Below are 14,089 nucleotides of genomic sequence, written 5' to 3' on the forward strand. Positions count from 1 at the left end.
TCATTTCGATGGACCGCGGCCAAGAACGCAGTGGGCTGGGCGGCACGTACCCGAACGGGAGGCTAACGTGGCTTCGTCGTGCCTCGAGACAGCGCAGTGTCCCCGGTTCGCCGCCAGCCACCTCGGCCCCGAGCAGCGCAAACGCGCGGTCGAGCGGATGCGGTCGGAAACCTTCGACGTGGTCGTCATCGGCGGCGGGGTGACCGGCGCGGGAGTGGCGCTGGACGCCGCCTCCCGTGGTCTGTCGGTCGCCCTGGTGGAGGCGCGCGACTTCGCCGCCGGCACGTCCAGCCGGTCCAGCAAGCTGATTCACGGCGGCCTGCGCTACCTCGAACAGCTCAACTTCACGCTGGTCAGGGAGGCGCTCAAGGAGCGCGGTCTGCTGCTGACCAAGCTCGCGCCGCACCTCGTACGACCGGTGCCGTTCCTGATCCCGCTGAAGCACCACGTGTGGGAGCGCGGCTATATCGGCGCCGGTGTGCTGCTCTACGACTTCCTCGGCAGCATCTTCGGCACCTCCCGCGGGTTGCCGATCCACAAGCACTACAGCAAAACCGGCGCTCGCCGGCTGTTCCCGGGCCTGCGCGACGACGCGCTGATCGGCTCGATCCGCTATTTCGACGGCCAGATCGACGACGCCCGGCACACCGTGACGGTCGCTCGTACGGCCGCGTCCCTCGGCGCCGCGATCGTCACCAGCACTCGGGTCATCGACGTGCTGCGCAGCGCCCGCGAGGTGGTGGGCGTGCGGGTACGGGACATGGAGTGCAACGAGGAGTTCGACATCAAGGCCCGGACCGTGGTGGCCGCCACCGGGGTCTGGAGCGATGACATTTCCGAGATGCTCGGCGGCCGCCCTGGCCTGCGCGTACGCGCCAGCAAGGGAGTCCACCTGCTGGTCCCGCGCAGCGCGATCACCGGCGATGCCGGGCTGATCCTGCGGACCGAGAAGTCGGTGCTGTTCGTCATCCCGTGGGGCGGGCACTGGCTGATCGGTACGACCGATACCGACTGGAACCTGGACCGCGCGCACCCAGCCGCGTCCAGTGTCGATATCGACTACATCCTGGAACAACGTCAATCGGGTGCTGGAGCGGCCGCTCACGCATGCCGACATCGAAGGCGTTTACGCTGGCCTGCGGCCATTGCTGGCAGGCGAGATCGAGGCGACCAGCAAGCTGTCCCGCGAGCACGCCGTGGTGGAGCCGATGCTCGGGCTGGTGCTGATCGCTGGCGGCAAATACACGACGTACCGAGTGATGGCGAAGGACGCCGTCGACGCGGCCGCGCGGCGGCTGCGCAACGTGCCGCCCAGCAAGACGACCGAGGTGCCGCTGCTCGGCGCGGACGGCTACGGCTCCGCCTGGTCAGCGCGCGCGTCCACCGCGCGTCGGCACGGCATCAGCGTCGGCGTGATGGAACACCTGTTGGAGCGCTACGGCACGCTGACCGGCGAGCTGCTGACACTCATCGACACCAACCCGGCGCTCGGCCGACCGCTCCCTGGCGCACCCGAATACGTCCGCGCCGAAGTCGCGTACGCGACCCGGATCGAAGGCGCGCTGCACCTGGACGACGTGCTCACCCGGCGTACGAGAGTGTCCATCGAGACCGTGCACCGCGGCCTGGAGAGCATGGACGACGTGGCCGAGTTGATGGCCGCCGAGCTGGGCTGGGACGCCGCCACCCGGCGCCGTGAAGTCGAGCACTACCGGGCCCGGGTCGCCGCCGAACACGAGTCGCAGCGCATGCCCGACGACCTCACCGCCGACGCGGCCCGCCACGGCGCCCCCGACGTACGCGGCTACGCCGTGGACGCAGGAGCCACCCACGCATAACGTTCCGTAGCGCTGGTAAGGCCGCGGCGGCCGATGCGATCGCGCCGGCTATTCCGCGTCGTGTTTCGTGAGGGGGATTTTGGCGGGGGTTTCGGTGGTGTACGTGGTGCGGCGGTCGACGTAGGACGCGCGCGGCAGGAGTGACAGTGACCCGCCCAGCGGCACCTCCACCTGCCAGCTGGCCTCCACCGACTCGCCCGGCTCGACGGTGCCGAAGGAGGTCTGACCGAGCGGGCTGACCAGGCCACCGGCCGGTGCCGGCAGTGACACCCGGACCTTGGTGCGTGGCCGGACCGGGTCGTGGTTCGTGAACCGTACGGTCACCGCCACCGCGGCTCCCGCTCGTACCGGCTGCTCGACCGGCAGCAGCCGGACGGCTCCCTGACCGGGCTCGGACGAGATGTCGTTCAGGATCCGCCGGACCATCGCGTACGTGTCGCCGCGCGGCCGCGCCGGATACGTCTCGGTGCGGGTCGTCCACTCCTGGCTGATCGCCTGCCAGTCCGCCGGGGCGCTGCTCGGCGGCCGCCCGCTGCCCACCGACCTGGCGAGGTCCGCGAAGAACCGAGCCCACCGCGGCTTGTAGTAGTCAGCGACCATCCCATGCCAGTCGCGGTTGCCGTAGTCGTGCAGCCCGCCAAACGCCTGCGGGGTCCAGACGCTGACGATCGTACGAGCGTCGGCCTCCAGGATTTCCCGCTCGTCCGGCGTCCGCCCCCAGCTGCGGGCGGCTGCTGCCAGCGCCCGAAGAGCCAGTGCTCACCGGTCCCGAGCAGGTCGTTGGTCAGGTCCATGTAGTGCAGGAACCGTTTGCTCAGCAGCGCGAGCCTGCGCCGGTCCTGGCAGTGGTAGGCGGCCCGGATGTCGGCGAGCAGCAGCCGGGCCCGGTTGGCCAGGAACTGCCGGGTGACGTCCAGGAGGTCGTATTGGTACGTCGGCAGCCCGCGCAGCGCCGGGTGCACGGCCGCGAGCTCCACCACCACCGGTACGAACCGCTCCAGGTCGTAGCGGGGCTCGGCCGGCCCGTACGGGGACGCATTCGCCACTTCCAGGCTGGGGATCGCCGCGAAGGGCGACTCATAGGGCCCCTCGCCGCTGCGGTGGCCGCTGGCCCGGAAGGAGTACGCGGTGGTCAGCAGCACGTTCCAGGCCGCTGCCGCGCGCGGGTCGTCCCGGCCGTACCGGCGGACCGCGTAGTCCCGGATCCAGCCGGCCGGGTCGACCGGGGTGGCCCGCCAGGTGGTCTCGCTCCACAGGTCGCCGATGACCGGGTTGTGGTGGTGGCCCTCCGGCATGAACGCGGTGCCGACCAGCCTGCCCCGGGTGCTCGGCGGTTGGCTGCGGACCGCCGGCAGGGTCTGCATCGGCTCGTGCAGGCTGCCGAACATCCCCAGCCGGCCACCGAAGTTGCCGACGCTGCCCCACGCCCACGGGGCGCCCCAGAACGCGTTTGTACGGTTCCACCGCGGGCCGTCGTCGGAGTCCAGGTCCACCACCAGCGTGCGGTCCCGGTCGATCGCGGTCATCAGTTCCTGGCGCGGATTGTCCTGCCACGACTGCAGAACCCAGGTCGCGCCTGGGGTGGCCTCGGTCATCGCCCGTTGGACGGCCCGACCGGCGGCGGCCAGCGGCACGTCGCCGAGCGTGCCACCCTCGTGCACGAGGTCGGCGGAGAAATGTGTGGTGGCGCCGAAACTCTCTCGCTGGCAGCGGTAGAACCGGGCCGCCAGCCGGTCGTAGAGCGGGTCGGTGCTGGCCAGCCAGTCCGGCCGTGGCTGGCCGCCGTAGTCGCCCTGCGCCAGCACGGTGGCGCCTGGGTGGGCGGCCGCGAAGGTGTCGTTAGGTACGTGGCCGACGAAGCCGGGGAAGACCGGCGTGATGCCCAGGTCGCGCATCCGGTCGGCGATCCGCCGGCCGAGCTGGGCCCGCCGGCGCAGGTAGTCCAGGGTCACGCCGGTGCGGCCGGCCGTTGTTCGGGTGCCGGCCGAGATCGAGCCGTACCACTGCCAGGGCGCGTGCGCCGGGCCGGGAATCCAGCTCAGCACCTGCTCCGGTGTCAGCCCGAAGTCGGTCAGCGTGTCGTACCAGACGATTTCCTGCCCGACCAACGCGAGCGCGCGGTTGGTGCCGGAGGCGGCCAGGTAGTCCAGCTCGCGTTGCCATTCCGGCCAGGACCAGTACGGGGTGGTGTAGCCGAAGGTGCAGAAGTTGTACGCGTACCGGTCGGTGAGCTGGGTGGTCTTCACGATCGGCCGCCCGGGGGCGGGCAGCAGCCGGGGGAGCAGCAGCCGGTCGCCGTTCCATGAGATGTGACCGCGGCCGACATATTTCAACCACCAGTGAAAAGCCGAGACGACGGCGACGGTGGACGTGCCTTCCAAGGTGACCGCGCCGGTGGCGCCGCTGATCCGGAAGGCGTCCGCGGTGCCCGCCGGGGTCGGCATCGGGCGCAGTCGGAACTGCAGGGCGCGGGCCACGTCGCCGCCGAGCAGCCGGGTGATCGAGGCGCGGGCCTGATGCAGGTCGAGGGGATGGTGCGGGCAGCTAGTGGGGCCGCCGACCGCTGGACTGGTCGGTGCCGCGGCGTTTCTTGCGGGAAGTGCAAAGGTATGCCTGGTAACGTTCTCATTCAGTTGTTCCTGAGGTTTTCTTACCGGAGTCAACGGTTCCCTCCCTCGCCAGTGATCCGGTTGTCGCGCAGGTCTTTCCCAGGTTGTGCGCTGTTTCGGTCTGGTTGAGAAACGGTATGTACCGGTCGGCCGGCCTCTTTCCGGTCGGCCGATGTTGCGGTAAACCACTTTACCGGGGTGGTGATCCGGTAGAACGGAACCAGCGAGCTGGCCATGGGGACTCCTGTGGTGTCGCGCCCGCGAGGTCACCACGGCTGGCCGCACCGGCGAGCCGCATGCCTCCTTCGGATGCGCCCGGCCCCACCACGGTCGCAGGTATTATTCTGCGCATACTGCTGCAACGTTGTAAATATCCTGTGTACCGATTCACCCACGCAAAGTGGTGTATTCGCGGGTATGGAAGCGCATTGTTACCGGTCGGAAATATCGTCAGCCCGGGATTTCGAAAACTTTTCCAGGATTGAGAATCCCGGCCGGGTCCAATGCGGCTTTGATGGCCCGGTGCGTACGCAGTCCGATTGGCCCGATTTCGGTGGCCAGCCAGCCCTTCTTCAACGTACCGACGCCATGCTCACCCGTACATGTGCCGCCGAGGTCCAGTCCGAGCTGCATGATTGCGTCGAAGGCCAGCATGCAGCGCCGGTGGGAGTCGGGGTCGTCCCGGTCGACGATCAGGTTCGGATGCATGTTCCCGTCCCCGGCATGCCCAACCATCGCCACCCTGACCTGGTATTTCTCGCCAATCCGCTGAGTGGAGTCAAGGAGCTCCGCCAGCGCCGACCGGGGCACCGCGATGTCGTCGACGATGATTTTCCCGAGCCGCTCCATCGCCGGATGCGCCAGCCGGCGGGCGGCCAGCAGCATCTCGCCCTCGACCGGATCGCTGGCCACGTGCACCTCGCTCGCGCCGGCCGCCGTACACAACTGCGCGATCCGCTCCAGCTGCGCCGACGAACCGTCGTCCACGGCGGCCAGCAGCAGCGCGGCCGCGTCCACCGGCAGATCCATCGGCCGGTACGCCTCGATGGCCCGGATCAGCGTGTTGTCCATGATTTCCAGCAGGCTGGGCGTACGTCCGTCGGCGACGATCGCGGAAACCGCCCCCCGCGCGCTGACCGTGTCCTCGAAGACCGCCGCGAGGCTGAGCACGCCCTCGCTGACCGGCCGCAGCGCGAGGGTGATCTCGGTGATCACCCCGAGGGTGCCCTCGCTGCCCACGAACAGCTTGGTCAGGTCGTAGCCGGCCACGCCCTTGGCCGTCCGCCGGCCCGTCCGCAGCACCTCGCCGTCCGCCAGCACGACCTCCAGACCGAGCACATATTCGCTGGTCACGCCGTACTTCACGCAGCACATGCCGCCGGCGTTGGTGGACACGTTGCCGCCGATCGTGGAGCTCTCCCACGACCCCGGGTCCGGCGGATAGCGCAGGCCCAGCTCGCCGGCCGCGGTGCTGACCGCTTTGTTGATCACTCCCGGCTGGACGACCGCGATCCGGTTGATCCGGTCGATCTCAAGGATCCTGTCCATCCGGCGCAGCGACAGCGCGATGCAGCCGTCGACCGCGTTGGCGGCGCCGGCCAGCCCGGTCAGCGCTCCCTGCGGGGACAACCGGGATGCCGTACTGGCCAGCCACCCGCACCACGTGCCGCACGTCTTCGGTCGACCGGGCGTGCACGACACAGCCGGGTTGCCCGTGCTCGACCAGGTCCGCCTCATCGTGCGCGTACGCCGCCATCACGTCGACATCGGTGACCACGGCGTCACCCAGCCGCTCGCGGAGCTGGTCGAGTGCTGCTGTCGCGATCCCAGTCATAGGGTCAATCCTAAGCATGGTGTTCTTCGCTCCAGGAGGACAATGGACGAGTGACAGTGCTCATCGACCCTCCACGCTGGCCCGGTCATGGCCGGCTCTGGTCACACCTGGTCAGCGATCTGTCGTACGAGGAACTGCACGCCTTCGCGAATCGCCTCGGCATCCCCGAACGAGCCTTCCACCGCGACCACTACGACGTACCAGCCCGCTTCTACGACCAAGCGATCGCCGCCGCGCCGAACCCACCACCAGCCGCGACATCGTCGCCCGCCTCACCACTGCTGGCCGCCGCCGCCGCTGAACTGAGTTGTTGGCCGCAGTTCTGCTGCGGCGGCGCATCCGGTTCGCGTCGCCGGGGCGCCCAAAAAGCGGGCACCCCACCGCCACGAACCTGGGCGGCCTCCGGCCGCCGCGCGGGCGGGGTTGGGTTAGCGGCGGTGGCTGTGTTGTTGGCCGCAGTTCCTGCGGCGGCGCATCCGGTTCGCGTCGCCGGGGCGCCCAAAAAGCGGGCACCCCACCGCCACGAACCTGGGCGGCCTCCGGCCGCGCGCGCGGGCGGGGTTGAGCTGTTGGCCGCAGTTCGGCGGCGCGTCCGGTTCGGTCGCCGCGCGGGGCGGGAGGGGTCAGAGTTTGCGGACGAGGGTTACTCCGTCTCGTACGGGCAGCATTACCGACTCGACCCGGTCGTCGGCCGCGATCAGGTCGTTGACCTGCCGGATCGCGACCACCGCAGGGCGTTGCGCGGCAGGGTCGACGACGCGGCCGCCTTGCAGGACATTGTCCAGTACGAGGAGGCCACCGGGCCGCAGTCGAACAATTAGCTCCTGATAGTAAAGCGGATAGTTTTCCTTGTCCGCATCAATAAAGCGAAGTCGAGCGCGGGGTCGAAGGGGAGTGCGCGCAGGGTGTCCAGCGCCGGCGCGATCCGCAGGTCGATCCGTTCGGCGACCTCGGCCCGCTCCCAATAGCGGCGAGCCACCCCGGTCCACTCCTGGCTCACGTCGCACGCCAGCAGCCGGCCGTCCTTTGGTAGGCCGCGCGCTATGCAGATCGCCGAGTAGCCGGTGAAAACACCGACCTCGACGGCCTGCCGCGCGCCGGTTAGCCGTACGAGCATGGTCAACAGTTCGCCCTCGTCGTGCGAAATCTGCATGCCCGCCGCGCCCCCGAAAGTTGTTCGCGTCTCGGCGGCAAGGTCCAGAAGAACCTGGTCGGCGGGAGTGCAATGCGCCAACAGGTAATCGCTGACGGCCGGAGTGAGAATGTCTGTCATACCTGAAAGCGTCCACTAATCTCGCCGCTTTGACAAGGGCTTGTCGAAGTAACGAAATTCCTAGATGCTTGTTCGATGCCCGATCCGCTGGTGCTCCGTGATCCCGCCCAGTTCAAGGCATTGGGACATCCGCTGCGGCACCGGCTGCTGACCGTGCTCCGGCAGCGTCCGGCCACCCTCGCGCAGCTCGCGACCGCGCTCGGTTCCACCAAGGGCACGGTCGGCTATCACGTCAATGTGCTGACCGACGCCGGGCTGTTGGAGGTGGCCACCACTCGGCAGGTGCGTGGGGGCACCGAGCGTTACTACCGGCTCGTCAGCCAGAACCTGCGGCTTGCCCGAGATGCCCCGGTCGGCGCGGAGTTTCTGGTCAAAGCGGCGCTGGATGAAATGCTGCCAGCGACCCAGGATTCACCAGAACAGACGTTGTTGCGGCACGTACGCTTGACGCCTGAAAGGGTCAGTGCGCTGGCTGCGGAGCTGGAGCGGTTCGCCGATCCCGATCATCTGCCGGACGGTCCAGAGGGCGAGCCCTACGGACTGCTGGTCAGTCTTTTTCGCGCCAATGTTCCGTTGCTGCCGCCGGAAAGCTAGTGGTCTGTCTTTGATTTGGGATGGTGGATCCGGTGATCCAGAAGTCGTAGCCGCCGTGCCAAATCAAAGACAGACCACTAGTACGAGTCCAGTTCGGCGATCAGGTTGGCGCGGGCTGCGTCCTCGCATTTTGCCGGCATCAGAAGGAAAATCCTTGGCAGTTGGAGAATTCCGCGCAGCACGTCACTGCGGCCGGCGACGAAGTCCGGCTCTGGTACGTGCGAGTATTCCTTTCGTACGGCCATAACGTAGGTCGCGTAAAGGTCCGGCGGGCTGGCCAGGATCAGCAGGTCAGGTCTGCGTCGCAGAGCAGAGCGCCGTTCGCATCGTCCGGCTCGGCCGCGTGCCCGCGGGTCAGCAGGATCAACCGGCGGATTTCGGCGAGCCGTTGCGGCGCGATTCCTTGCTGGGAAAGGGTTTCGGCGGGCGAGTGTCGCGCTCGCTTCCTCGTTGTCGTTGCGCTGCGGTAAATAGACGGCGTCGTGGAACCACGCTGCCAGCCGGACCGCCTCCGGATCGCTGGCCGCTGGCGCGTACCGGTCGACGGTGTCCAGGACGGCGGCGAGGTGGTCGACCGTGTGATAACGCCGGTGCGGCTCCCGCCAGCGGTCGAGCAGGTGCCGGCCGAGGCGCTCGTCCAGCGGCCAGCGGGCCAGCAGGTCGTCGCGTACGTCGGTGGTCAGCTCATCCGATCCGGTCACGATGACGTATTCTGGTGGCAGCACAGGGACCAGCGCACGCCAGGGGCAGGGATGGCGTGCCCTTGGTGATACCTGGAGCACTCCTTGCAAGCCCTTCTGGCGTACAAACGCCTGCCCGCCCTCGCCGGTGCGGGGTTCCTACCGATCGCTTTCCTGGCCCGGCTGCCGCTCGCAATGGCGCAGCTGGGCACCCTCCTGCTGGTGGTGTCGGTCACTGGCAGCTACGCCGCCGGTGGCCTTGCGGCCGGTCTGGTGGCGGTCGGGATGGCCGTGGGCGGGCCGGTCGTCAGCCTGCTCGCGGACCGGCACGGCCAGCGGCCGGTCGCGTTGCTCACCACACCGGTTAACGCCCTGGTCACGGTCGCTCTGGTGATCGCCGTCAACACACATGCCGGGATGGTTGCCGTCGGTTTGCTGGCGCTGGGTACGGGCCTGTCGACGACCCAGATCGGCGCGTTGGCCCGATCCCGGTGGATCGGTCTCGCGGCCGGACGGTCGTCCGATCTGGCGCCGGCGATGTCGTACGAGTCGGCCGCGGACGAAACGTCGTTCGCGCTCGGGCCGGCGCTGATTGGCTTGCTGGCGGCCGTTTTCTCGCCGTCGACCGGGTTGCTGCTCGGCGCCGCGACCATGCTGGTCTTCGGCCCGCTCTTCGCCCTGCACCCGACCGCGGCGGCCGCCGGAAAGTCGTCCGCCGGCCGTACGCAGGGCCGCGTCAAGGTCCCCGAGCTGGCGATCCTGGTGGGCGCGATGTTCCTGCTGGGATGTTTCTTCGGCGGCGTCGGCGCCGGTGTCACCGCGCTTTCCACGGCGGTCGGCGCGGCTTCGGCGGCCGGCGGGGTGATCGCGGTGATGGGGCTGACGAGCGCGGCCGCGGGCCTGGCCACCCCGCTGTTGCCCGAACGCCTCGGCCACCCGCGCCGGCTGCTGATTTTCGCGGTAGGGCTGGCAATTCTGTCGCCGCTGCTGTTGGCGGTTAGTACGGTCGCCGGCGCTGTGGTGGTCGTAGTGGCTGTCGGCTGCTGCATCGCACCGTACATGATCAGCGTCTATTCGCTCGGTGAGCGGCTCGGCGGCACTGGCCGTACGGCTGCGGTGATGACGCTGCTTTCCAGCGGAGTGGCGGTCGGTTACGCGGCCGGCTCGACCGGTGCCGGCGCGCTCGCCGACCTCGGCGGGTTCCGGCTGGCGATGGCCGCGCCGGCGGTCGCGATGGCGGTCGCGGCCGTGCTGGTCTTCGCGGCCCGTGGACGTTTGTCAGGCCTAGAAACGAAAACTGGCGACACGATGCCCGTACGAATCTCGTCACCGTCGAGCGTGTAAGGCCATTTTCAGCCGCGCGGCACCTCGGCGGTGATCGCGGTGCCCTGGCCGGGCGCGGAGTGGATAGTGAGCACTCCGCCGGCGGCCAGTAGGCGCTCGGTCATGCCGCGAAGGCCGTGCCCGGGTGGCACCACAGCGGGGTCGAAGCCGGCGCCGTCGTCGGCGACTGTCAGGGTGGCGGTGGCCAGCCCACCGCGGACCATCACGGCGACCATCTGGGCGGAGGCGTGCTGCGCCACATTCGTCAGCGCTGCGACCGCGATTGGGAACAGTGTTCGCATGCTTTTTCCGTCCAGGTCTTCGATTCTCAGCTCGACCTCGACACCGGATTGCGCTGCCCAGCCGTCCACCCACGCACGGAAATCGGTGCTCGGCGCCGCGGCTGGCTGCTGAGCGGCCACCAAGCATGCCGAATTGGCGTTGGAGGTTGGCGACCGCCTCGGCGGCTCGATCAAGGTGTGCCGGTACGGCCGAGGGCGCCGCCGTCTGCGCTTTTCGTAGCTCGGCGGCGGCCAGGAATGCCTGCTGCTTAACGGTTTCGTGCACCTCGCTGGTCACTCGCAGCCGATCCACTTCGGCGGTCGAGGTGGCCAGCTCGCGGGCCAGCTGGGTCTGGTAGATCGCTACCACCACGCTGACTCCGGCCAGTGCGGTCAGCGCCGCGACCGACGCCGCGGTGTCGGCCGGCGCCCTGAGCAGGATCGAGGTCACTGCCCCGATGGCGGTGGCGAGGCACGTACCGGCCAGCGCCGCGCTCGCCGGCAGCGTGAAGCCGGCCGCCGCGGCGAGCCACAGGGTGCCGCCGAGCCAGCGCACGCCGGCCGCGAAAGGCAGCAGGATCGCCACGGCGGCGATCAGTACGAGCGGCAGCTGCGCCGACCGTGGCTGGCCGGCCCGTGCGGTCCTTATGGCGGCCACCACGTACGCACCGGCGCGCTGGCAGCGGTCGCCGCCAACGCAGGCACCCACCCAACGTCCGCCGGCCGTGCCCGGATCAGCTGGATCAGCGGATATGCCAACGGCAGCAACCAGAAGAGCGCGACAACGACCAGGACTGGACTGGTCCGCGGCGGTGGTCCGGCTGCCTCCATCCGGTCAGCATGGCCGGGCAGCCGGCCGTACTGCAACGGCCCTACCAGTCAGGGCCCCCCCGGCCAGGCCACCGATTGCTGCTCTTTTCGCCCCCAAGCGACCATTTGGGGAGGCCAACGCCCCTTTGGTGAGATGCCGGCCGGTCTCCAAGGGGGCTGGTAGCCAAAAAGCTAGCCGGTTGCTAAACGACCGAACTCCTTGGCGGGAGGCCGCTGATCGCCGGAACTGTCGGTGCCGCCGAGGACCCTCGATTCGGGGGCGGCTCATTTCGGTGGGGACGTGACCTGGTCGGCGAGCTGTCGCAGGTAGGTGGCGAAGCGTTGCTGGTCAGCGGGGTCCCAGTCGGCGACCAGCTGTTCGTACGCGTGCTGCTGGAAGTCGTGTGCCGCAGCCAGAAACGCCTGCCCAGCGGCGGTCAGGGTGAGGTTGGCGCGGCGGGCGTCAGCGCTCGACGAGCCGCGGTCGACGTGCCCGGAGCGGATCGCCTCGCCGACCATCCGGCTTGCCACCGACCGGTCCAGCCCCAGCTGGAAGGCCACGTCGGCGACGGTGACCTCGCGGCCGCTGGCGGCGATCGCCTCCACCACCTGGACCTGCTGGACGTGCTGGGTGTCGCCGGGCGCGTGGGGGCGGCGGCGGTCGGCGCCCAGCGGCGGGACCAGAAGCGTACGAGCCGGAAAAGTGCCGGGCCGGCGCCGGCCGTGCTGGCTGTCATCTGCCCATCATCGCACTTGATGCATGCAATGCGCACATGTAACGTGTGCAATATGCACGTACTTGAGCGGCCGCGTACGGCCGGACGGAACCTGACCTTCGTGGCCGCGTTGCTCGGCCTCCTGATGGCGCAACTCGACGGAGCCGTGGTGATCGCCGCGCTGCCGTCTATCCAGCACGACTTGCACGGCACCGCGATCGCCGGCGTCACCGCCGTCTATGGCCTCGCCGTCACGGTTGCCACGCCGTTGCATGGCCGGCTGGGTGACATGTACGGCCGGCGGGTCACTTTCTCTTTGTCCATCGCGATTTTCGCGCTCGGCTCGGTGGCTTGCGCGCTCGCGCCGAGCCTTGTCTTTCTGGTCGGCGCAAGGGCGATCCAAGGTCTTGGAGGCAGCGGGCTCATCGTGGCCGCGGTCAGTGTGTTGGCTGAGATGTTCGACAAGGAGGAACTGCTGCGCCGGCAGGGATGGATGACTGCGGTGGCCGCTATCGCCTTCGTCGGCGGCCCGCCGATCGGTGGGCTGATCGCCGGCCAGTTCGGCTGGCAGTGGATTTTCGGGTTGAACCTCCCGATCTGCGCGGTCGCGCTCGCGATCGGATTCGCCGGCTTGCCGCATCGCAATTCCAGCAATGCCAAAGGTGGCTTTGATTTCCCTGGCGCGGGTCTGGTGGTTGTCGGTGGGGCGAGTCTGGTCGCGTTGGGGAGCAGCGAAAACGTCGCCACTAACCCCTTGGTGGCGGTCCCGCTGCTCATCGTTGCCGTCGTCTCGACGATTTTGCTCGTACGGGTGGAAAAGAGTGCCGCCAGTCCGTTGATCTCGCCGAGGCTTTTCGTCGTACCAGCGGTGGCCCGCTCTGTCCTTGCCAGCGGCCTTTCCGGCGTGACGCTTTTCGGCACCTTCACCTTCATGTCGTTGGCGATCGTCGCCACTGTCCATAGTGGACCGACTGGGACCGGCCTTCTGCTCGTACCGATGACCGCTGGTCAGCTGCTCCTGACAACCACGTTTTCGCTGCTGGCGCGGAAATTCCCGCAGCTGACGGCGGGGTCGGTGGGGCTGGGGCTGGCGCTGGGAGTGGCCGGCCTTTCGTTGATAGCGCTGGCGATCGTGTTCTCGCAGCCGTATGCATTGATCTGCGGTCTCGTGCTCAGCGGTGCCGCACTCGGGCTGTCGATGCAGGTCTACACCCTTTTGGTGCAGTCTTTCGCGCCGAAGGAGTCGATCGGCGCGGCGATGGGCACGCTGTCTTTCTCCCGTCAGATTGGCAATGTGCTGGGCACCGCGATCTTTGGTTGGGTGGCCGCGCTCCTGGCCAACCCGAGCGGTGGGCTGGTCGCGATCTTCGCGCTCGCCGCCGCGGTGACCGTCGTCGCGTTGGTCACTTCACCAGGTCAGCCGGCCGGATCGTGATGTCGTAAGGCTTTTCCACGGCCAGCTCGGCTGAACCGGCCGCCTGGCCCACCTCGAAATAGTGGTCGTCCCGCAGCTCCAGCACCGTAGTCGACGGCTGATCGGGGTCGACTATCCAGTACGACGCGATGCCGGCCTGCTCGTACACCCGACGTTTGGCGACCAGGTCGTGCCGGCGGTTCGACGGCGACAGAATCTCGATCACCAGCACCGGCCGCGGCACCTCTTGGCCTAGCTCGACGGCAGGGACAATGAGCACGTCGGGCTGAACCCGCCGACGGAACCCGAGGTCGACATCGAACGGTGCGACCAGAACCTCAAGCTGCTCGGGCACGGATGTACGGAGGGCGAAGACCAGTTCGACAACGGCACGTTGGTGCGCGTGGACCGGCGCTGGGCTCATGACGATGATCCCGTCGATGAGCTCGTGCCGCCATCCGTCGTCCTCGATGGCTTCCAGGTCGGCGACATCAAAGCCACCGTCCCGGCTGAGATAGACGGTGTCCTCCACGATGCGCACATGCGCGTCGTCGGGGTAGCGGCGAAGTTGCTCGACGGTCACCACCCCGAGCCCACCTGGCGTCTCTGCGGTCATAGCAGTCATCTTGGCTCCCCGTGTTCGGCATCTGTCAAGCCTGCCAGACGGTAAACCCCCTCCCGCAGTTATCCACATCCGCATTTTTATCCACAACAACG

At 68.5% G+C, this 14,089-nt stretch carries 13 protein-coding genes and 3 pseudogenes; 6 read left to right on the top strand and 10 right to left on the bottom strand.

The annotated features are described in order from the left end of the window. Positions 1-157: 157 nt before the first annotated feature. Positions 158-1,838, top strand: a pseudogene (locus tag GNX96_RS37355) (glycerol-3-phosphate dehydrogenase/oxidase). Between the two features lie 48 nt (positions 1,839-1,886). Here the strand turns inward: GNX96_RS37355 and GNX96_RS37360 are convergent. The 4 genes and pseudogenes from GNX96_RS37360 to GNX96_RS61715 all read right to left on the bottom strand — a co-directional run bounded on the left by GNX96_RS37360 (position 1,887) and on the right by GNX96_RS61715 (position 6,281). Continuing rightward, positions 1,887-2,264 (bottom strand): NEW3 domain-containing protein, encoded by a 378-nt coding sequence (locus tag GNX96_RS37360; protein ID WP_163572492.1) that lies wholly within the window; start codon positions 2,262-2,264, stop codon positions 1,887-1,889. A 42-nt stretch (positions 2,265-2,306) separates the two neighbouring features. Beyond that, a pseudogene (locus GNX96_RS37365) lies at positions 2,307-4,732 on the bottom strand (alpha-N-acetylglucosaminidase); the annotation flags it as partial. Positions 4,733-4,897: 165 nt separating this feature from the next. Beyond that, complete coding sequence (locus GNX96_RS37370) at positions 4,898-6,076, bottom strand: FAD-binding oxidoreductase (RefSeq protein ID WP_313885875.1); 1,179 nt, start codon at positions 6,074-6,076, stop codon at positions 4,898-4,900. Then, complete coding sequence (locus tag GNX96_RS61715) at positions 5,979-6,281, bottom strand: hypothetical protein (protein WP_313885876.1); 303 nt, start codon at positions 6,279-6,281, stop codon at positions 5,979-5,981. Before GNX96_RS61715 ends, GNX96_RS37370 begins: the two co-directional genes overlap by 98 nt. Before the next feature lie 56 nt (positions 6,282-6,337). On the opposite strand from GNX96_RS61715, the pseudogene GNX96_RS65845 reads away from it, so the two are divergent. Next, positions 6,338-6,502 (top strand): annotated as a pseudogene (locus tag GNX96_RS65845) (DUF4031 domain-containing protein); the annotation flags it as partial. 402 nt (positions 6,503-6,904) lie between these two features. Here GNX96_RS65845 and GNX96_RS65850 read toward each other — a convergent pair. Together GNX96_RS65850 and GNX96_RS37380 are read right to left on the bottom strand one after the other, a co-directional pair. Then, on the bottom strand, positions 6,905-7,144 hold the full coding sequence (locus tag GNX96_RS65850) for an O-methyltransferase (protein WP_390624241.1): 240 nt from the start codon (positions 7,142-7,144) through the stop codon (positions 6,905-6,907). Next, entirely contained in the window at positions 7,099-7,554 is a 456-nt protein-coding gene (locus tag GNX96_RS37380) for an O-methyltransferase (RefSeq protein WP_279582482.1), read from the bottom strand. Before GNX96_RS37380 ends, GNX96_RS65850 begins: the two co-directional genes overlap by 46 nt. Positions 7,555-7,629: 75 nt before the next feature. Here GNX96_RS37380 and GNX96_RS37385 point away from each other — a divergent pair, with 75 nt between their 5' ends. Continuing rightward, positions 7,630-8,148 carry an ArsR/SmtB family transcription factor gene (locus GNX96_RS37385; RefSeq protein WP_163572494.1) on the top strand — a complete coding sequence of 173 codons (519 nt, stop codon included), beginning with the start codon at positions 7,630-7,632 and terminating at the stop codon, positions 8,146-8,148. 77 nt (positions 8,149-8,225) lie between these two features. Here the strand turns inward: GNX96_RS37385 and GNX96_RS37390 are convergent, their stop codons facing one another. Then, entirely contained in the window at positions 8,226-8,873 is a 648-nt protein-coding gene (locus tag GNX96_RS37390; RefSeq protein ID WP_279582483.1) for an HD domain-containing protein, read from the bottom strand. Between the two features lie 60 nt (positions 8,874-8,933). Between GNX96_RS37390 and GNX96_RS37395 the strand changes: the two genes are divergently transcribed. Further along, positions 8,934-10,172 carry an MFS transporter gene (locus GNX96_RS37395; protein ID WP_163572495.1) on the top strand — a complete coding sequence of 413 codons (1,239 nt, stop codon included), beginning with the start codon at positions 8,934-8,936 and terminating at the stop codon, positions 10,170-10,172. Positions 10,173-10,180: 8 nt separating this feature from the next. Here GNX96_RS37395 and GNX96_RS37400 read toward each other — a convergent pair whose 3' ends face one another. Next, positions 10,181-10,573, bottom strand: a complete 393-nt coding sequence (locus GNX96_RS37400; RefSeq protein WP_163572496.1) for a sensor histidine kinase — start codon at positions 10,571-10,573, stop codon at positions 10,181-10,183. A 139-nt stretch (positions 10,574-10,712) separates the two neighbouring features. Between GNX96_RS37400 and GNX96_RS37405 the strand changes: the two genes are divergently transcribed. Beyond that, complete coding sequence (locus tag GNX96_RS37405; protein WP_163572497.1) at positions 10,713-11,426, top strand: hypothetical protein; 714 nt, start codon at positions 10,713-10,715, stop codon at positions 11,424-11,426. 101 nt (positions 11,427-11,527) lie between these two features. Here GNX96_RS37405 and GNX96_RS37410 read toward each other — a convergent pair whose 3' ends face one another. Beyond that, positions 11,528-11,851 (bottom strand): MarR family winged helix-turn-helix transcriptional regulator, encoded by a 324-nt coding sequence (locus tag GNX96_RS37410; protein WP_279582484.1) that lies wholly within the window; start codon positions 11,849-11,851, stop codon positions 11,528-11,530. 15 nt (positions 11,852-11,866) lie between these two features. On the opposite strand from GNX96_RS37410, the gene GNX96_RS37415 reads away from it, so the two are divergent. Further along, on the top strand, positions 11,867-13,393 hold the full coding sequence (locus GNX96_RS37415; RefSeq protein ID WP_279582485.1) for an MFS transporter: 1,527 nt from the start codon (positions 11,867-11,869) through the stop codon (positions 13,391-13,393). Here the strand turns inward: GNX96_RS37415 and GNX96_RS37420 are convergent. Further along, entirely contained in the window at positions 13,362-13,988 is a 627-nt protein-coding gene (locus GNX96_RS37420) for a Uma2 family endonuclease (RefSeq protein ID WP_163572499.1), read from the bottom strand. The two genes, GNX96_RS37415 and GNX96_RS37420, sit on opposite strands and share 32 nt — an antisense overlap. Positions 13,989-14,089 lie beyond the last annotated feature (101 nt).

This window comes from Fodinicola feengrottensis (assembly GCF_010993775.1).
In the GTDB taxonomy this organism is placed as follows: domain Bacteria; phylum Actinomycetota; class Actinomycetes; order Mycobacteriales; family HKI-0501; genus Fodinicola; species Fodinicola feengrottensis.

Coding starts and splice junctions, on each gene's coding strand:
- GNX96_RS37360 (WP_163572492.1), bottom strand. CDS start 2,264: ATGGTCCGGCGGATCCTGAACGACATCTCGTCCGAGCCCGGTCAGGGA.
- GNX96_RS61715 (WP_313885876.1), bottom strand. CDS start 6,281: ATGACTGGGATCGCGACAGCAGCACTCGACCAGCTCCGCGAGCGGCTG.
- GNX96_RS37380 (WP_279582482.1), bottom strand. CDS start 7,554: ATGACAGACATTCTCACTCCGGCCGTCAGCGATTACCTGTTGGCGCAT.
- GNX96_RS37385 (WP_163572494.1), top strand. CDS start 7,630: ATGCCCGATCCGCTGGTGCTCCGTGATCCCGCCCAGTTCAAGGCATTG.
- GNX96_RS37420 (WP_163572499.1), bottom strand. CDS start 13,988: ATGACCGCAGAGACGCCAGGTGGGCTCGGGGTGGTGACCGTCGAGCAA.